The sequence below is a fragment of the Cobetia sp. MC34 genome (genome assembly GCF_018340035.1).
Lineage (GTDB): Bacteria > Pseudomonadota > Gammaproteobacteria > Pseudomonadales > Halomonadaceae > Cobetia > Cobetia amphilecti.
The window spans coordinates 41,302-59,345 of the sequence record NZ_JADPPY010000010.1 but is presented as its reverse complement, the minus strand read 5'-3'; the positions used below and the strand labels follow the sequence as shown (position 1 = coordinate 59,345).

The 18,044-nt window shown below is 65.6% G+C and carries 13 protein-coding genes, 1 other RNA gene and 1 pseudogene; 6 read left to right on the top strand and 9 right to left on the bottom strand.

Annotated elements, in window-relative coordinates:
• Positions 1 to 131: 131 nt before the first annotated feature.
• Positions 132 to 486: a transfer-messenger RNA gene (ssrA, locus tag IZU87_RS07550) on the top strand.
• Between the two features lie 217 nt (positions 487 to 703).
• On the opposite strand, the gene IZU87_RS07545 is transcribed toward ssrA, so the two are convergent.
• From IZU87_RS07545 to IZU87_RS07530, 4 genes are all read right to left on the bottom strand, one after another.
• Complete coding sequence (locus IZU87_RS07545; RefSeq protein WP_213114194.1) at positions 704 to 1,561, bottom strand: ABC transporter ATP-binding protein; 858 nt, start codon at positions 1,559 to 1,561, stop codon at positions 704 to 706.
• Positions 1,562 to 1,714: 153 nt separating this feature from the next.
• A complete protein-coding gene (locus IZU87_RS07540; protein ID WP_249330488.1) occupies positions 1,715 to 2,773 on the bottom strand; it encodes a FecCD family ABC transporter permease in 1,059 nt (352 codons plus the stop codon).
• A 138-nt stretch (positions 2,774 to 2,911) separates the two neighbouring features.
• Positions 2,912 to 3,880 carry a FecCD family ABC transporter permease gene (locus tag IZU87_RS07535; protein ID WP_043333495.1) on the bottom strand — a complete coding sequence of 323 codons (969 nt, stop codon included), beginning with the start codon at positions 3,878 to 3,880 and terminating at the stop codon, positions 2,912 to 2,914.
• Positions 3,881 to 4,056: 176 nt separating this feature from the next.
• The gene (locus IZU87_RS07530) at positions 4,057 to 5,022 is read right to left on the bottom strand and encodes an ABC transporter substrate-binding protein (RefSeq protein ID WP_249330487.1); all 966 of its coding nucleotides are present in this window, start codon (positions 5,020 to 5,022) and stop codon (positions 4,057 to 4,059) included.
• A 595-nt stretch (positions 5,023 to 5,617) separates the two neighbouring features.
• Here IZU87_RS07530 and IZU87_RS07525 point away from each other — a divergent pair.
• A complete protein-coding gene (locus IZU87_RS07525; RefSeq protein WP_064503271.1) occupies positions 5,618 to 8,002 on the top strand; it encodes a mechanosensitive ion channel domain-containing protein in 2,385 nt (794 codons plus the stop codon).
• Positions 8,003 to 8,141: 139 nt separating this feature from the next.
• Here IZU87_RS07525 and IZU87_RS07520 read toward each other — a convergent pair whose 3' ends face one another.
• The 5 genes from IZU87_RS07520 to hemC form a co-directional block, all read right to left on the bottom strand.
• Positions 8,142 to 8,726, bottom strand: a complete 585-nt coding sequence (locus tag IZU87_RS07520; RefSeq protein WP_159055812.1) for a DUF2780 domain-containing protein — start codon at positions 8,724 to 8,726, stop codon at positions 8,142 to 8,144.
• A 519-nt stretch (positions 8,727 to 9,245) separates the two neighbouring features.
• The gene (locus IZU87_RS07515) at positions 9,246 to 10,469 is read right to left on the bottom strand and encodes a heme biosynthesis HemY N-terminal domain-containing protein (RefSeq protein WP_043333341.1); all 1,224 of its coding nucleotides are present in this window, start codon (positions 10,467 to 10,469) and stop codon (positions 9,246 to 9,248) included.
• Positions 10,466 to 12,037, bottom strand: a complete 1,572-nt coding sequence (locus tag IZU87_RS07510; protein WP_249330486.1) for a uroporphyrinogen-III C-methyltransferase — start codon at positions 12,035 to 12,037, stop codon at positions 10,466 to 10,468. Before IZU87_RS07510 ends, IZU87_RS07515 begins: the two co-directional genes overlap by 4 nt.
• Positions 12,038 to 12,922 (bottom strand): uroporphyrinogen-III synthase, encoded by an 885-nt coding sequence (locus IZU87_RS07505; RefSeq protein WP_213114169.1) that lies wholly within the window; start codon positions 12,920 to 12,922, stop codon positions 12,038 to 12,040.
• Between the two features lie 10 nt (positions 12,923 to 12,932).
• The gene (gene hemC, locus IZU87_RS07500; RefSeq protein ID WP_349305169.1) at positions 12,933 to 13,880 is read right to left on the bottom strand and encodes a hydroxymethylbilane synthase; all 948 of its coding nucleotides are present in this window, start codon (positions 13,878 to 13,880) and stop codon (positions 12,933 to 12,935) included.
• 275 nt (positions 13,881 to 14,155) lie between these two features.
• Between hemC and argH the strand changes: the two genes are divergently transcribed.
• From argH to dapF, 4 genes and pseudogenes are all read left to right on the top strand, one after another.
• The gene (gene argH / locus IZU87_RS07495) at positions 14,156 to 15,550 is read left to right on the top strand and encodes an argininosuccinate lyase (protein WP_043333338.1); all 1,395 of its coding nucleotides are present in this window, start codon (positions 14,156 to 14,158) and stop codon (positions 15,548 to 15,550) included.
• A 92-nt stretch (positions 15,551 to 15,642) separates the two neighbouring features.
• Positions 15,643 to 15,777, top strand: a pseudogene (lptM, locus tag IZU87_RS18135) (LPS translocon maturation chaperone LptM); the annotation flags it as partial.
• A 135-nt stretch (positions 15,778 to 15,912) separates the two neighbouring features.
• Positions 15,913 to 17,184, top strand: a complete 1,272-nt coding sequence (gene lysA, locus IZU87_RS07485; protein WP_213114167.1) for a diaminopimelate decarboxylase — start codon at positions 15,913 to 15,915, stop codon at positions 17,182 to 17,184.
• The gene (dapF, locus tag IZU87_RS07480; protein WP_213114166.1) at positions 17,184 to 18,014 is read left to right on the top strand and encodes a diaminopimelate epimerase; all 831 of its coding nucleotides are present in this window, start codon (positions 17,184 to 17,186) and stop codon (positions 18,012 to 18,014) included. The genes lysA and dapF overlap by 1 nt, the downstream gene beginning before the upstream one ends.
• Positions 18,015 to 18,044: the final 30 nt, after the last annotated feature.

Here is an 18,044-nt window from a genome sequence, read left to right as displayed (position 1 = left end):
AGCGTGAGGGAGCTCACGCCAGCAAGCTACTGTCAGGTCAGAAATTTTCCTGAACGCTTGAACTGGCGTAGCACAGTCCCCACCTGTTATGATGAAGACGTAGCAACGCAGTAAAGTGGTAACACTGTTATGGGGGCGTTCTGGCATTCGACGCTGGTGGCAAACCCTGAGGTGCATGCCGAGATCGTAACGTATCTCGTAAATAAAACGTTGCAAATATATAGTCGCAAACGACGACAACTACGCTCTAGCTGCATAAGCTGCTCATGATACCGTTGCGCCTGTTCAAGGTGGATTGAGAACGAGCCCGTATAAACAGGATCGTCTTGGCCGACGTCTCTAAGGTCGAGATTAAAACTCAGAGAATCGCATTGCTGTAGCCTGTTCATTGGCGGCAGTAGTGTTAAATCAAATAATGAAACTAAGCATGTAGAGCCGAAGGCGGAGTGCCGGCGGACACGGGTTCGACTCCCGTCGCCTCCACCATATCCGTGACAGAAAGGCCTCCCTTCGGGGAGGCCTTTCTGTTTGTGGGCGATCAGTTCTGGCTGGGGCTTTCCTGTCAGAGGCCGAGCGCTCTCACAAGTCGCCCTATCAAGCTGCCCTCTCAAGTCACCCTCTCAAGCCCCTCTCTCAGGCCCGCTCAAGGCCCGGCAGCGGCTACGCAGGCGTCACAGCGTCCGCGATAGCCACCGCCTCGGGCTCAGGTCGCGCTGCCGCTCAGGCGCTCGCTGGTGCGGCGTACGCCGATCAGCAGCGGTGTGCCGGTGTCGGGGTCGGGGATCAGGCGGCACTCGACTCCATAGAGCTTGCGCACCAGCTCCGGCGTCACCACCTCGGCGGGCGCACCCTCGGCGATCACGTGACCTGCGTGCATGGCCACGATGTGGTCGGCATAGCGGCAGGCACTGGCCAGGTCATGCACCACCATCACGATGGTCTTGCCCTCTTCATGGGCCAGACGCTGGATCAGCTCGAAGACCTCGATCTGGTGGCCGAGATCCAGCGCCGAGGTCGGCTCATCCAGCAGCAACAAGGGTGTCTGCTGTGCCAGCGCCATGGCGATCCAGGCACGCTGGCGCTGCCCACCGGACATCGAGGCCAGCTCACGGTCCGCCAGGCTCTCGATATCGGCGGCGGCCATCGCCTCGGCCACCAGCCGCTGATCCTCCTCTGACCACTGACTCAGCGCACCCTGATAGGGCTGACGACCGAAACGCACCAGCTCATGCACCGTCACCCCCTCGGGCGAGTGCGTCTCCTGGGGAAGCAGCGCGATGCGCTGGGCCACTTCGCGCCGCTTGTAGGCGTGAATGTCCTTGCCTTCCAGCAGCACCGCGCCTGACTCAGGCAACTGCAGGCGAGCCAGCCCTGCCAGCAGTGTCGACTTGCCACAGCCGTTGGGCCCGACGATCGCCGTCACCTTGCCGTCGGGCAGCCCCAGGGTCAGCGAATCGATCACGGTGACATGGCGCTGGCGCGCGCCATAGCCCAGCGACAGCTCGTTCGCTCGCAGGGTATCGGTGGTAGCCGCGGCGTGGCGATCGCCCGGGGAATTCATCGCTCGCGGATCAAGCATCGTCTCAGCGCTCATGGCGCACTCTCCTGAAACATCATCGGCCGCTGGAACATCATCAGCCGCTGAAACATGTCGTGCGACGCTGAGCGGCAAGGGCTGGCCCTGGGCCGCTCAGCAGGAAAATAGGGGCAACGGCTAGCGCGGGCTGCGCAGCAGTATCCACAGCAGATAAGGGCTGCCGACCACGGCCATCACGATACCTACCGGGATTTCCAGTGGCGACAGCAGGGTGCGACCGGCGAGGTCGGCCAGCACCATCACCAGCGCACCGGCCAGCGCCGAAGCCAACAGCGGCACGCCCTTGTGGCGCGACAGGTAGCGTGCGATCTCGGGGCCCACCAGCGCCACCATGCCTACCGGCCCGGCCACCGCGACAGCCGCCGCCGTCAGCACGACCGACAGCCACAGCGTGATCAGGCGTACACGCGACACCGGCTGTCCCAGTCCGGTCGCGACGCGGTCGGTGAAGCGAAGCGTATTCAGCCCGCGCCCCAGCCAGAGCGCGATCGGCACGCCGATCAGCAAGGCCAGTCCCAGCCAGGTGAGCGAATCGGCATCACGCGCATTGAGGCTGCCGACCGTCCACGGATAGGCGCTGTTGGCGGCATCGATGGAGACTCTTGCCAGCATCAGCTGCGTTCCGGCACCGAACAGCGCCCCGACCCCGATACCGGCAACCAGGAAGCGATAGCCACGCGTGCCGATGCCGCCGGAGAGCCCGAAGGCCAGCGCAGTGGCGATCACGGCGCCGCTCAGCGCCATCATCGGCGGCGCCAACGAGATGCCCATCCCGACCACGGAGGCCACCGCGAAGGCGGTCGCGCCATTGTCGATGCCGATGATGCCCGGCGTCGCCAGACGGTTGCCGGCCAGGGTCTGCATCAGACAGCCCGCCAGCGAGAAGGCAGCACCCGTGGCGATACCGGCCAGCAGACGCGGCAGACGCAGTTCCTGTACCACGAAGACGGTAGCGAACTCGCCGTGCCCGAAGGCCGCCTTGAAGGCATCCCACGGCCCGAGGCCGGCACTGCCCAGCATCAGCGAGGCGACACTGGCCATCAGCAGCGCCAGCAGCAATATCCCGGCCGCCAGCAATGGCGCACGCAACAACAGCAGGGACAGCTTGCCATGTCGCCACCAGAGCGTGCCGGTAGGGGCCGAGCGAAGGGGATCAAGCGGTGAAGGTCTAGACATCATCGATTCCAAACAAGGCCCTGTCAGAACAGCGCCTGACAGGGCCGGTCGATTCAAGCAATGAGGCGATGGCGCCGGCATGCGCGCCAGCCTGGCCTCCATCATCGTTCACGCCGCAAGCGCCAGAGGCACCAGTCGCTACAGGGTGGGCAGACGGCGGGCACGCACCACGGCAATCAGCACGGGCGCGCCCATCAGGGTCGTCAGCACCCCCAGCGGCAGCTCCGAGGGCGGCACGACCAGCCGCGACACCACATCGGCGCTCAGCAGCATGGTCACGCCCAGCGGCAGGCACAGCCACAGCGTGCGCCGCACATCGGCGCCGCACAGCGCTCGCGCCACATAGGGCACGGCGAGGCCGACGAAGGCCACCGGTCCTGCCAGGGCCGTCGCGGCACCGACCAGCAGCGCCACCACCAGGATCGCGACCTTGCGTACGCGCTTGGGGTGATGGCCCAGGCCACTGGCGACCTGCTCACCCAGCACCATCGCGGAGAGCGGCCGCGCCAGCCACAGCGTCAACAGCACCGCGAGCAGGATACTGGGCAGGCTGCTGTAAAGCGCCTCCAGCGAGCGCCCGGCCAGACTGCCGATCACCCAGAAGCGGATCTCGTCGGCCGCGCGCTGGTCGATAAGCAAGGCCAGAGACGTCAGCGCCACCAGCAGGCTCGACAGCGCCGCGCCGGCCAGCACCAGGCGCACCGGGTCCTGACGTGCGCCGCTCATCCGCACGGTGCTCATCACGAACAGGCAGCCCAGCAGCGCACCGCTCTGCGCTACCATCACGTGCATGCCGGTCGCTTCCATCCCCAGCAACAAGGCCACGGCCACGGCAAAGGAGGCCCCGGCACTCACGCCCAGCAAGCCCGGCTCCGCCAGCGGGTTACGTGCCACCACCTGCATCAGGGCGCCGCCACAGGCGAGCATCATGCCGACCACCATGCCGATCAGGGTACGCGGCGCGCGCAGCTCAAGCACCACGAAGCGCGCCTGATCACTGCCCTGTCCGGCCAGTACCTGCAGCGCCTGCCAGGGACCGACATCGCCAGCCCCCCACAGCAGGCTGGCCAGACAGGTCAGCAGGGCACTCAGGCAGGCCAGCGGCATCACCTGACGCAACGCAAGACGCCCGGAGACCTTGTGGGTCATCCGGGCGGCATGTGCGCGTGGCCTGCGGACCTGTGGAGAGGTCTCTTCAGCCTGCATACCACCTCCCGCGTCGCGATTGCGGGAGGTCCCCTGCCTGCGCAGGGGTCAAACGTCGTGCACCGACATGACTGCGACTAGCCATCATCGCGCGCCCGGTCGATATCCTTCAGCAGGGCTTCCGCGGCCAACGGTCCGCTGGCGCTGGTCCACAGCTGGCCATTCACGCCGACCAGGCTGTCGCGGTCCGCTGTCTCGAGACGCTGGAAGGCCGGTTCTGCCGCCAGGGCGTCAACCGCCGCATCAGAGGAATCGTCCATGGTGGCGAGGAAGATGGTCTGCGCATCGATGCGTGCCATGTTCTCGTCGCTGAGCGGATCGGAATGCGGGCGACCCGGCTTGACCAGATCACCGCCGACCAGCTCATAGCCGCTGGCTGCCATCAGGCCGGTCGCGAACAGCTGGTCGGACATCGCCATCAGGCCGCCCGGCATGCGACGCACCAGGCTGGCGGTTTCCGGGGTGGTCATCTCGGCCTTCAGACGCGCGGCGTGAGCGTCGATGGCGGCCAGACGTGTCTCGAGTTCCGCTTCGGCCGTCTCGCCCAGCGCCTCGGCATAGACACGACTCTGCTCCTTCCAGCCCTGCTGGCTCAGCGCCGAAGCGCTCGGCACGACGGTCGGCGCCAGACGCGACATCAGCTGGTACTGGGTCTTGTCGAGGCCCGGCGGCGCGAGGATCAGGTCCGGCTTGAGCGCGACGATCGCCTCGAGATTGAACTCACGCGGCGTGCCGATGATCTTGATGTCCGGCACCTGCGACTGGATATAGCTCGCCACGCCATCACCGCCACGCGTGGTCACGGTGCCCAGCGGCGTCACCTGACTGGCGACGGCCACATCCAGCGCGCCTTCGTACAGGGTGACGACACGCTGCGGCGAGCCCTCGATGTCCAGCTCACCGTAGGCCGTCTCGACACTGCGTGCCTCGGCAGACAGGGAAGCCCCCATCAGCGCTACCGCCAAGGTCGCCATCAGGCCCTGTTTGAACCATGCAGGCCGGGTCATGCCACGAGCAGTAAAAGCAGTCGACGAGACGGTCATGCAGTACTCCGAAATGAAGGAAATGATCTCGCACTCAAGCGAAGGCAGGCGTGATCCTGCGCAGGACGATACCGCAAGGCGGCCCCTGTGCGCATGACTATCACACCTGAACAACGAATAATAATCAATCGCAACAATACCGACTCATCCTGTGACTCACCACACCAGTTCATGCAACGCGACATTGCAACATCCTGCGTGGCAGCAGGTCTCGCCTCTCCTCCGAGCAGCGCCTGAAGACCTTGAAGGTTGGCGGCGCCTGCCGCAGGCTGTGCGCAAGAATGTCTCTGGCGGAGTCCCTGCAGGGGTTGGGATAGCACCAAGTGCCCCGATAACTGAGGGATGGACTCTCGCTCGGCGTGCGCGCAGGACGCGCGTGACGCCCCTTCAACATCTACCTGACAGATCCTCGCGTTATTGATGGGACGCTTGCGAGCCTCTGATGCACCTGCGGAGCCTGCTCTCACTCTCTACCCCGACGCCTCACACACTCACCGACATGGAGAAGCCATCTGTGGCGATTCCGACACCCCCGCACTCCCCTCCCGCCCTTGCTGCCTCGCGCCAACCGGACTCATGGCGACCTGCCTGGCTGATGTCCGCCCTGATGATGCTGTTGATGGTGTTGAGCCTCGGGTTCAGCAGCCTGTCCCATGCCGCCCCGGCCGAGGACGGCAGCGGCGATGGCGCGACATCCTCCTATGAGAGCCTGGCCACGCTGCTGGAAGACCCCAGTCAGCGCGAGGCCCTGATCGAAGGCCTGCGACAGCTGGACAGCAAGGCGAGTGAACAAGCTGTCGAGGTGGCGGGGGAAGACGTCACCCTGAGCGAGGACTCGCCGTCACTGTCGCGTCAGCTGGCGGCCATCAGCCAGGACCTGGTCGCGGATCTCTCCGCCACGCTGGACCGCATGCTGGGCACCCTTGATGGCCTGGCCAACGAGGACGCCGACGAGATCGACTGGAGTCGCTTCACCAGCGAGGCCGTAAGCCTCGGGCTGGTCGTCATCTCGACCATCGCGCTGTTCCTCGTGCTGCGCAGACTCGCTAAGCCGCTGTTCTCGCGCGTCAGCCAGTGGTCACTGGATGGCCAGCACCGCAGCCCGCTGCTGCGCACCCTGCTGGCGGTACTGGTCGCGGCGGTGGTGGACATCGCGGTCATCGGTCTCGCCTTCCTCGGCGGCTATCTGCTCGCCATCTTCGCCTATGGCGAACAGGGCGTGATCGGTCAGCGCGAGTCGATGTTCCTGAACGCCTATCTGGTCATCGAGCTGTTCAAGGCCTTGATGCGCATGCTGTTCTCCTCCGGTTACAAGGGGCTGCGTCTGCTGCCGATGCCGGATGACGTGGCGCGTTACTGGAACCGCTCCCTGGCCATGCTGGCCGGCTTCATCGGCTACGGCATCCTGGTCGTGGTGCCGATGATCAACAACAACCTGGCGCCGGCCGTAGGCAGCTTCGTCAATCTGCTGATCATGGCCATCACCCTCGTCTGGGCCATCGTGGTGATCTCGCGCAATCGCATCATTCTGCGTGACCGCCTGCTCACTCAAGCCCGCGAGGCGAACAACGCGATCATCGCCGTGTGTCTGCGCATTCTGGCGCGCACCTGGCATCTGATCGCGCTGGCCTACTTCGCCACCCTGTTCATCATCTCGCAGACGACGCCTGAAGAGGCGCTGCCGTTCATGATGGGGGCGACGCTCAAGACGCTGCTCGCCATCGGCGGCGGGGCTCTGCTGTCACGCGTGGTGACGCAGCTGATCGGCAAGCGCATCCAGATCTCCGACAAGCTGCGCGGTCAGCTGCCGCTGCTCGAGAAGCGCCTCAACTCCTACATTCCCACCGCGCTGCGCATCATGCGCGCCATCATCCTGATCGTGGTGGTCGGCATGGTGCTGAATGCCTGGCACATCGTGGCGCTCGGCGAGTGGCTGGCAACCGATGCCGGTGCCCTGCTGCTGTCGCGCATCTTCCATGTGCTGTTCATTCTCGCCTTCGCCATCGCGGTCTGGGTCGGCATCGCCAGCCTGATCGAGCACAAGCTCAATCCGGACACCGGCAAGGGCAAGCCGTCCTCGCGGGTAGAAACCCTGCTGGCGCTGTTCCGCAATGCCATCGCCATCGCGATGATCGTCTTCACCGCGATGATCGTGCTGTCCGAGATCGGCATCGACATCGCGCCGCTGCTGGCCGGTGCCGGGGTACTGGGTCTGGCGATCGGCTTCGGCGCCCAGAAGATGGTGCAGGACATCATCACCGGGGTGTTCATCCAGCTGGAGAACGCCATCAACACCGGCGATGTGGTCTCTGCCGGTGGCGTGACCGGTACCGCAGAACGCCTGACCATCCGCTCGGTGGGCATCCGCGACCTGTCCGGCACCTTCCATATCGTGCCGTTCTCGTCGGTGGACACCGTCTCCAACTACATGCGTGACTTTGCCTACCATGTCGGCGAATACGGCATCTCCTATCGCGAGAATGTCGACCACGCCATCGTGCACCTGCGTGCGGCCTTCGATGAGCTCGAGGCAGGCAGCTATGGTCCGGAGATTCTCGAGCCGGTCACCATCGCCGGCGTCTCGGCCCTGGCCGACAGCTCGGTCAATATCCGCGTGATGATCAAGACCAGCCCGGGCAACCAGTGGGCCATCGGCCGCGAGTACAACAAGCTCGTGAAGCAGCACTTCGACGCCGCTGGCATCGAGATCCCGTTCCCGCACATGACCATGTACTTCGGTCAGGACAAGGACGGTGGCGCGCCGCCGGCCAACGTGCGCACCATGCAGGCGCCGTTCGTGATCGATGGCTCGGCCGCCGGTCAGCCGAAGACTCCCGAGCAGCGCGAGGCAGCCGCCAAGGTCGCCAAGCGTCGCGAGGAGAATCCGCTGACGCGTCATGCCACCGAAGACGGCGAAGTCGTGGATGCCGAGGAACAGCGCATCCGTCAGACCACCCAACCGGATGCCGACGGCGACTGATCAAGCGCCTGCACTATCCCGACACGGCTGCCTGCGCAGGCAGCCGTCCTGAAACGAAAACGCCCCCGAGCCACTGGCTCGGGGGCGTTTTCATGTGCGGGCTTAAAACGCTGCCTCACATCTCATGCACGAGGCTGGCTCAGGAGCCGGTGCCCCACATGCTGGACAGCGAGCTCAGCAGCGTCGAGCTGACGCCTTCGCCACCCATGTAGCTGAGCAGCACCGGCGCGAACTGGGAGACCATGCTGCTGTCCATGCCCAGCGCGGAGAAGGCGCTGTCCAGAGACGCGCTGTCATCGACATTGCCGACGGTGCTGGCCAATGCCGTGGCATTGTCGTTGCCGCTCAGGCTCGCCAGGCTGGAGAGCGTGGACAGCGAGCTGCTGCTGGTCAGGCTGGACAGCTGCGGCACGTCAGTGGACAGCTCGGAGGTCGCGCTGGTGCCAAGCTGGGACTGGGCCAGGGCCAGCATGGCAGCAGAGCCACCCAGCGCCTGAGTGGAGGACACACCCAGCTGGGAGGTCAGGCTGGACATCAGGTCGGCCGCCGGCAGGGACTGGCCTGTCTGGCTGCTCAGCATGCTGCTGGCGAGGCTCATCATGGAGCTGGACGAGCTGGAGGAGCTGGCGGCGTTGCTGGAAGAGCTGTTACCGGTAGCGGCACAACCGGCCAGTGACACGGCCAGTACAGAGGCGCCCATCAGGGCCAGGGACTTATGCAACATGCAGACTCCATCATCGCTTGGGGAAACGGACCGGACTCGGCCCGTAGATGCACCACGTGCATGGGCGCATCCGACACGCAGAATCATCGCACGGAGGAATCGCTTCCAGCCAGCGCCACACACTCACGCTCTGGCCGTGCAGGCCCGGACGCATCGTTGCCGGATCAGCAACGAGAAATCCGGCACCGGCCATGCCCACGCCAGCATGCACCCACCGACATCTCACGGCGGCGTGCTGACAGGGCGAAAGCCTGGGCGAGAATGCCCACAGCGCCCGCCATACGGGCAAAAAGAAGGGCATCCCGCCACACAGCGTGTGAACGTGGATACCCCGGAGAGAAACCTGCATCACCGGCCGACAGCGCGACCGGTGCAATTGGGCAATACCTTTCATCAAACAAGGAAACATCGTGCAAGCCGCCGAGTGTCTTGTCCGCCAGCCCTCATGACGCCTGCCATGCCCTGGTTGGCACCAGGCGGCTGGCACTCGACGGTTGACTGACACTCGGCGGCCGCTCCTCAGGCGTTGTCCTTGCTCGGCTGCGGCAGGGCCGGCAGTGAGCGATCCAGCAGCTCGACGCTCTGACGGTAGTAGAGCTGACTCTTGTTGTGCTCGCCCAGGTTGGCGAACAGACGCGCGAGTTCAGCACACACCGTACCGCTCGGACGCTGGCGCTGGCTAGCCTCGAAGTACTCCTGAGCCTTGCCCCAGCTGGCGTTGCGCAGTGCCAGACGCCCCAGCGACAGCAGCAGGTCCGGATCATTCGGACGCTCCTGCAGCCACTTCTCGGCATACACCAGCTGACGCGGTGCATCCACGTCCAGCAGGCCGTAACGCAGCACCAGACGCGAATCCCAGCACTCCTTGAGGGAGTGACGCAGCAGACGCTCGGCCAGACCTTCCTGACCACCGGCGATCAGCGCCTCGGCGTAGAGCGCGACCAGATTCACGTCGGTACGCAGGTGGTCCGGCATGTCGGCCCACAGGTTGCGCACACGCTCGATGTCTTCCGGATTGCGCGCGGCCTGCTGGATCAGCGCCACATAGGCACGCTGTTCCAGCTCCTTCTTCTCCTCGGGGGAGATGAGGTCCTGCTTGTCGAGACGCGGCATCAGACGACGCAGACCATCCCAGTCATTGACCGCCAGATAGGCCTGCTTGAGCAGCTTGAGCACCTGCGGGTGCTCGCCCAGCTGCTTGTCGAGACGCGTCAGGGTCGCCAGCGCCTGTTCATGCTGCTGGCGGTCCAGCATCAGCTGTGCCTGCACCAGACCCACGGCACTCTCGGAGCCCTGGGTGGACTCGTGCGCCCGCTTGAGCAGCGTATCCGCCTGCTCGAAACGTCCCTGATAGTGCGCGGCCAGGGCGGCGGACAGGTAGTTGACCAGCGGCGTGCTGGAATCTTCCGCCGAGTGGGTCAGCGACTTCTCGGCCCGCTTCCAGCGGCCTTCGGCCAGCGCCACCAGACCCCGTACGGTCTTGCGCGTGGCATTGCGGTGACGGGTACGGCTGTTCCACACCTTGAGGCGGGAGAACGGATGCGCGAAGCGCGACAGCAGGCGCAGGCCGAAGTGCAGCACCACGAAGCCCGCGAACAGCAGGATCAAGCCGAACCAGAAGGAGGTCTGGACCGAGGTATCGCCGACGCGAATCAGCCAGTAGCCCGGGAAGGCCTGCATCAGTTGCCCGAACAGGGCACCGATGGCCAGCCCGATGATGATCAGCAGTATCAGGACTCTCATGCGTTGCCACCCCCTTGCTGGGCGCGACGCTCGATCAGCTCACGCAGCTTGCTCAGAGAGGCGGAGATGTCAGGCAGCTCAGGACGGATGGTCTTGCTCTTGAGCTCTTCCAGCTTGGCGACAGCATTCTGCACGCCATCGGTCTTGGTGTCGTAGTAGCCATTGACCAGCGTGATGGCCTTGTCGATGGCGGCCTGGTAGAGCTTCGGCTCTTCCTTGAGCAGCGCCAGCTGCGCCTGCTCCAGCACCAGACGCACGTTCTGACGCAGGTAGGATTCCTGCTCCGGCGTGATCAGGGCTTCCAGTGCCTCGTCATGACGACGCACGGTGACCAGGTCCTTCAGCTCGTTGCCGAAGCGGGCCAGCTGCTGCTGCCAACCGCCTGTCGGCGCTGCGTCGTTCTCGACCTTGGCGGCGATCTCGGCCACGTCCTGCTTGAGCGGCAGACGCGCCAGCTGTTCCTGCTCGGCGAGCAGCGCCAGATAGATACCGCTGCGATCGACGCGCGGCACGCTGTCCAGGCTGGCCAGTTCGGACTGGATGGCCTTGCGCACCGGCAGCAGCGCCGGGTTGTTGGCAGCCGCGATACGCGCATCCGCGTTCTCGAGCAGCGCATCGGCACCGTTCACGTCGCGCTCCAGCTGCAGACGCTGGTTGGCGAGGCGCAGCAGGTACTCGGCTTCCGCATAGTGCCAGTCACGCGCGTCGGTCTGCTGGGACTTGCTGAGCTCCTCGAGCACCTTGTTGAGGGCCTGCTCGGTGTCCTGGCTCTCGCTGGACAGACGCTTGTCGAGCTCGCTGACGCGGGATTCGTTCTTCTCCAGCGTGCTCGACAGGCCATCGATCTTGCTGGAGACCTGGCCGACCTGCTGGGTCACGCTCTCGCTGACCTGCTTGTCGAGGCCCTGCGCATCCGGCAGCGCATTCAGACGCTGCCAGCCGAACCACGCCAGCACCGCGACCACGATGGCCAGCAAGATGACGAGAATCAGCGCGATGCTGCCGGCCTTGCTCTTCTTACCCTGCGGCTCGCCGGGCGGCGGCGTGCCGGGTGCCGTCGTGCCACCCAGGCCTGCACCACCCGCGCTGGCCGTCTTGCCAGCCGGCGTGGAGGGCTTGCCGGGAGTCGCCTTGCTGGAAGAGGCCTTGCCAGCACTCGGCTTGGCGGCAGACGCCTCCTTGGCGGGTTCGCTACGCTCCGGAAGCGGCGATTTTGCGCCGGAAGGCGTCGATGCGTTGTCGTCTGAAGTCTGGCTCACGGGCGTGGACTCACTGGCAGTGGAGGATGAGGTTGAAGAGGAGGAGCTGCCCTGCCCCTTGCCACGCCCACGACGATTGCGCCCACCTCGCGAGCGGCGCTCGCGCGGGGCATCAGCCGTGTCGGATGACGAGGAAGAGGACGAACGGGAGGCCTCGGCGCCAGGGCGGCCAGAGGCAGTGTCATCGGCGGAAACGCCGGAAGCGGAAGAAGCATCTGATGCGCGAGCGGCAGCATCCTTGTCGCCCGACTTGCCGGGCGTCATGCCGGCAGAGCCGTTATCTTCCTGATCGTGTTCTCGGTTGCTCATCTACGCTTGCCCTTTTCCGGATTCTTGGGAATCGATGGCCTCACGCGGACCAGGCGCAGTGGCGCCGGTCACTGCATGGCGAGTCTTGCTGATGGGGGCGCAGGCGCGAAGTACTGCCTGCGTCAGGGCCCCGGGTGAAGCGTCCTCGGCGACCGTCACGCGCTCGAAACCATGAGCGTGTGCCAGTGTAGCCAAACGGTGGCTCGACACGATTAGCGGTTGGTGCAAGGCCTGCGGCGTCACCGATGCCATCACCGTCTCGAGCAGTTCATTGCTGGTCACCACCATTGCATCATACGCGCCCGCCGCCAGACGGCCAGCCTGTTGCGGCGACAAAGCCAACGGAAGGCGTCGATAAAGTGCCAGACGCGTGACCTGAGCACCCCGTGCCACCAGCGTCTCTTCCAGCAGCGGACGCCCGCCTTCACCAGCCACCAGCAACCAGCGCTGACCCGCAAGCGCCCTGAGCGATGGCAGCGACAGCAAGGCTTCGCTGGTGGTGCCGACCGGCGCATCGCGCTCGGCATGCTCACCGCGCGTGGCGCGCGGCGGGACACGCACCGGCACCCCCAGCCGCGAATGCAGCACTTCGGCCGTGGCCGCGCCGACAGCATAGAAGCTGACGCCTTCGGGCAGCTGTGGCCACCACTCCTCCAGCCAATCGGCCAGATAGCCGGCGGCCTGGGGCGAGATCACGATCACGCCGCGATACAGATCGACATCGATGATCGCCTGGCGTGCAGCGGGTTCCAGCGGCAAGGCCTCGAGCGCCATCAGCTTGAGGCATTCCACCTCGCAGCCCGCCTCGCTCAGCATCGCATCGAGAACCGCTCCGCGCGAGCCCGGCCGCGTCGTCAACACCTCAAGACGCGACGCCTTTGCCATCGCTGACACCTCAGCCACGAGCGTCGCCGTAGACCGCCGCCAGAATCTCGCCGGCACCCTGGGAGAGCAGGTCTTCGGCGACGGCGACGCCCAGCGCTTCCGGCGCATCGGACGGACCACGCGCTTCGGCGCGCAGGATGACCGTCCCGTCGGGATTGCCGACCAGCGCGCGCAGCCACAGCTGGCTGCCGCCTTCCTCGAGCACGGCATAGCCGCCGATCGGCACCTGACAGCCACCTTCCAGGTGCGTGTTCATGGCGCGCTCGGCCAGCACGCAACGGCTGGAGTCTTCATGGGCCAGCGGCTCGAGCAGCGCAAGAATCTCCTCGTCCTGCAGGTTGCACTCGATGCCGAGCGCGCCCTGACCACAGGCTGGCAGGCAGGTCTCGGCATCCATCTCGGCGGTGATGCGCGCATCCAGCTCGAGGCGCTGCAGACCGGAGGTGGCCAGGATGATGGCGTCGAACTCGCCGGCATCCAGCTTGCCGAGACGCGTCTGGACATTGCCGCGCAGACTCAGCACTTCCAGGTCCGGGCGTGCCGCCTTGGCCTGCAGACCACGACGCAGGCTGGAGGTGCCCAGGCGCGCGCCCTGCGGCAGGGCATCGAAGTTGGCACAGGTGTTGGACACGAAGGCGTCGGTCGGGGCGTGACGCTCGAGAATCACCGCCAGTCCCAACGACTCCGGGAAGTGCATCGGCACGTCCTTCATGGAGTGCACGGCGATATCGGCGCGACCGTCGAGCATCGCCTCTTCCAGCTCCTTCACGAACAGCCCCTTGCCGCCGATCTTGGCCAGCGGGGTATCGAGAATCTTGTCACCACGCGTCGACATCGGCACCAGCTCGACGCTCAAGCCAGGATGCAGGGCCTCGAGTCGTACCTTGACGTGTTCGGCCTGCCACAGGGCGAGCAGGCTCTTGCGGGTCGCGATACGCAGAATCTCACGGCGGGGCACGGCATTCTCCTTGCTGGCGCGCAATGCACGCCATCTGATTCGAAGTTGTTGAGCAAACCTGACTGACGAACAGCGCTGCCCTCTGATGACACTTATCATAAAGCCAGTCACCTCAGGGGGAAAATCCGTGGCACGCTTTCCTGCGATCCGCCGGACTGGCCGCGGCCCCTCGCCCACGCGCAGGAGTCTGGTACACTCCAAGGTCAACGATACCGGCTGCGCGACCGTGCACCGGACGCCGAACTCTGGACACGTCACCACAATTCGAGATCCCGATGAGCGAATCTACCAATCAGTCCTGGGGCGGCCGCTTCAGCGAGCCGACCGATGCCTTCGTGGCACGTTTCACCGCCTCCGTCGATTTTGATCAGCGCATGGCGCAGCACGACATCCAGGGCTCCATCGCCCACGCCACCATGCTGGCCGGTGTCGGCGTGCTGAGCGAAGAAGAACGCGACGTCATCATCGCGGGACTGAAGGAAATCAGTGAAGAGATCGCGCGGGGCGAATTCGAGTGGTCCGTGGCACTGGAAGACGTGCACATGAACATCGAGGCACGCCTGACCGCCAAGATCGGCATCACCGGCAAGAAGCTGCACACCGGCCGTTCACGCAACGACCAGGTCGCCACCGACATCCGCCTCTATCTGCGTGACGAGATCGACGCCATCGACGCTGAACTGACTCGTCTGCGCGAAGGCATGCTGGGGCTGGCCGAGCAGGAAGCCGACACCATCATGCCGGGCTTCACTCACCTGCAGAGCGCCCAGCCGGTCACCTTCGGCCACCACCTGCTGGCCTGGCAGGAAATGGTCGCCCGCGACCAGGACCGCCTGCGTGACTGCCGCGTGCGCATGAACGTGCTGCCGCTGGGCGCCGCGGCGCTGGCCGGCACCACCTTCCCCATCGACCGCCACGTCACCAGCGAGCTGCTCGGCTTCGACCGTCCGACCGAGAACAGCCTCGATTCGGTCAGCGACCGTGACTTCGCCATCGAATTCACCAGCTTCGCCAGCCTGCTGATGATGCACCTGTCACGCATGAGCGAAGAGCTGGTGCTGTGGACCAGCGCCCAGTTCGACTTCATCGACCTGCCTGACCGCTTCTGCACCGGCTCCTCCATCATGCCGCAGAAGAAGAATCCGGACGTGCCGGAGCTGGTGCGCGGCAAGACCGGCCGTGTCTATGGCCACCTGATGAGCCTGCTGACACTGATGAAGTCCCAGCCGCTGGCGTACAACAAGGACAACCAGGAAGACAAGGAGCCGCTGTTCGATACCATCGATACCGTGCGCGGCAGCCTGCGTGCCTTCGCCGACATGATTCCGGCGATCCGCGCCAAGTCCGACAACATGTACGCCTCGGCCAGCAAGGGCTTCGCCACCGCGACCGACCTGGCGGATTACCTGGTGCGCAAGGGTGTCGCCTTCCGTGATGCCCACGAGATCGTCGGCAAGTCCGTCGCCTTCGGCATCGAGCAGCAGCGCGACCTGTCCGAAATGACCCTGGCAGAGCTCCAGCAGTTCTCCGACACCATCGAACAGGACGTCTTCGACGTGCTGACGCTGGAAGGCTCCGTCGCGGCGCGCAATCACATCGGTGGCACCGCGCCGAACCAGGTCCGCGCTGCCGTGCAGCGTGCGCGTGACGCCCTGGCCTCGCGCGCCTGATCATCCTCTTTCGGGCCTGGTCGCCACCCATGGCAACCGGGCCCGCATCGCTCTATCGCTTGCTGCCAGGAGGCCGCCCGATGCGTCATCTGATGAGCCAGTCCGCCCGTCATACCCTTCGCACCCTCGCGGCGCTGCTGCTGGGTGCTGGCCTGCTGGCCGGCTGCGGCCAGAAAGGCCCGCTCTATCTGCCGGCGGACGCCGATGCCGGTGGTCAGCGTGCCGAAGCTCCCGCGCCGGCAGCTGACGCCTCCGAGACAGAGAGCACCGCCGCTGCCGAGACTTCCGGCAGCGACGCCTGAGCCCCCTTATTCATCTCCGGCGGGTGATGCCCGCCGGCGCGACATCTTGCAGGCCGGATCATGGATCACTTCGTTTATCAGGATGGCGTGCTGCACGCCGAAGACGTCTCGCTCGCCACGCTGGCCGAGCAGTTCGGCACGCCGTGCTACGTCTACAGCCGTGCCACGCTCGAGCGCCACTTCAAGGCCTATCAGGATGCGCTGGGCGACCACCCGCATCTCATCTGCTATGCCGTGAAGGCCAATTCCAACCTGGCGGTGCTCAATGTGCTGGCACGTCTGGGCGCCGGCTTCGACATCGTCTCCGCCGGTGAGCTGGAGCGCGTCATCAAGGCCGGCGGCGACCCCGCCAAGGTGGTGTTCTCCGGCGTCGCCAAGCAGGCAGGCGAGATGGAGCGTGCACTGGAGCTGGGCATCAAGTGCTTCAACGTCGAGTCGCTGCCGGAGCTTGAACGCCTCAACGCCGTCGCGGGCCGTCTCGGACGCGTCGCACCGGTGTCGCTGCGCATCAATCCCGACGTCGATGCCGGCACTCACCCGTACATCTCCACTGGCCTCAAGGCCAACAAGTTCGGCATTCCGGTCGAACAGGCGCTGGAGGTCTACGAGATCGCCAACGCCATGGAGCACGTGCAGGTGGTCGGTGCCGACTGCCATATCGGCTCCCAGCTGACCGAGCTGGCGCCCTTCCTCGATTCCCTCGAACGCCTGCTGGTCCTGCTGGGTCGCCTGCGGGAACGCGGCATCGTCATCGAGCACCTCGATCTCGGCGGCGGCCTCGGTGTGCCCTACCAGAACGAGACTCCGCCGGAGCCCTTCGCCTACGCCAGCGCCCTGCTGGAGCGTCTGGCCCGCTATGAGCACGGCAGCGAGATGACATTGCTGTTCGAACCGGGCCGCTCCATCGCCGCCAACGCCGGCGTACTGCTGACCCGTGTCGAGTACCTCAAGCCCGGTGAAGAGAAGAACTTCGCCATCATCGATGCCGGCATGAATGACCTGATCCGTCCGTCGCTGTACCAGGCGTGGCAGAACATCGTCACCGTCGACACGCGCGAGACGCGCAAGTCCGCCAGCTACGATGTGGTCGGCCCGGTCTGCGAGACCGGTGACTTCCTCGGCAAGGACCGCGAACTGGCCATCGCGCCGGGCGACCTGCTCGCCGTGCGCTCTTCCGGTGCCTACGGCTTCGTGATGGCCTCGAGCTACAACAGCCGCTGCCGTCCTGCCGAGGTGATGGTCGATGGTCCCGAGATGCACCTGGTGCGTCGTCGCGAGCGCCTCGAAGAACTGTGGACCGGTGAGCAACTGCTGCCGGAAGGTGATGCCTGATGCTGGTGAACTTCACCAAGATGCACGGACTGGGCAATGACTTCATGGTCATTGACCTGATCTCGCAGCGCAGTCGCCTGCGCGATGCCGATATCCGCCGTCTGGCGGACCGCAACTTCGGCATCGGCTTCGACCAGCTGCTGGTGGTCGAGCCGCCCCGCGACCCGGACATGGACTTCCGCTATCGCATCTACAATGCCGATGGCAGTGAAGTCGAGAACTGCGGCAACGGGGCGCGCTGCTTCGCGCGCTTCGTGCGTGAACAGCGCCTGACCACCAAGCGCGAGATTCGCGTCGAGACGGCCGGCGGCCCGCTGACCCTGGTCGTGGCCGAGGATGGCCGTGTGAGCGTCGACATGGGCGCGCCGCGCTTCGCCCCCGCCGCGCTGCCCTTCGAGGCCGAGGCCGACCTGCCGGTGCACACCCTGGATGTCGACGGCGAGACGCTGGAAATCGGCGTCGTCTCGATGGGCAACCCCCACGCAGTGCTGCTGGTCGACAGTGTCGCACAGGCCCCGGTGCTGACGCTGGGCCCGCGGATCGAGGCGCATCCGCGCTTCGCCAAGCGCGTCAATGCCGGCTTCCTCGAGGTCGTCTCGCCGCATGAAGCGCGCCTGCGTGTCTTCGAGCGCGGTGTCGGCGAGACGCTGGCCTGTGGCACCGGCGCCTGTGCGGCGGTCGCGTCCGGCATTCGCCGTGGCCTGCTGGCAAGCCCGGTCAATGTCACGCTGCCCGGCGGTACCCTGAGCATCGAATGGGGTGGCGACGGCCAGCCGGTATTCATGACCGGCCCCGCCGAGACCGTCTTCGAAGGCCGCATCATCCTGTAGAGCGCCAGCCCCAGCCGAGGGATGCTGCCG

Bases quoted from the DNA above. Each gene is read 5' to 3' on its own strand.
- IZU87_RS07510 (WP_249330486.1), bottom strand. From the start codon at position 12,037: ATGAGCAACCGAGAACACGATCAGGAAGATAACGGCTCTGCCGGCATG.
- IZU87_RS07520 (WP_159055812.1), bottom strand. From the start codon at position 8,726: ATGTTGCATAAGTCCCTGGCCCTGATGGGCGCCTCTGTACTGGCCGTG.
- IZU87_RS07515 (WP_043333341.1), bottom strand. From the start codon at position 10,469: ATGAGAGTCCTGATACTGCTGATCATCATCGGGCTGGCCATCGGTGCC.
- argH (WP_043333338.1), top strand. From the start codon at position 14,156: ATGAGCGAATCTACCAATCAGTCCTGGGGCGGCCGCTTCAGCGAGCCG.
- IZU87_RS07540 (WP_249330488.1), bottom strand. From the start codon at position 2,773: ATGTCTAGACCTTCACCGCTTGATCCCCTTCGCTCGGCCCCTACCGGC.
- dapF (WP_213114166.1), top strand. From the start codon at position 17,184: ATGCTGGTGAACTTCACCAAGATGCACGGACTGGGCAATGACTTCATG.
- IZU87_RS07545 (WP_213114194.1), bottom strand. From the start codon at position 1,561: ATGAATTCCCCGGGCGATCGCCACGCCGCGGCTACCACCGATACCCTG.
- lysA (WP_213114167.1), top strand. From the start codon at position 15,913: ATGGATCACTTCGTTTATCAGGATGGCGTGCTGCACGCCGAAGACGTC.
- IZU87_RS07525 (WP_064503271.1), top strand. From the start codon at position 5,618: ATGTCCGCCCTGATGATGCTGTTGATGGTGTTGAGCCTCGGGTTCAGC.
- IZU87_RS07530 (WP_249330487.1), bottom strand. From the start codon at position 5,022: ATGACCGTCTCGTCGACTGCTTTTACTGCTCGTGGCATGACCCGGCCT.
- IZU87_RS07535 (WP_043333495.1), bottom strand. From the start codon at position 3,880: ATGCCGCTGGCCTGCCTGAGTGCCCTGCTGACCTGTCTGGCCAGCCTG.
- IZU87_RS07505 (WP_213114169.1), bottom strand. From the start codon at position 12,922: ATGGCAAAGGCGTCGCGTCTTGAGGTGTTGACGACGCGGCCGGGCTCG.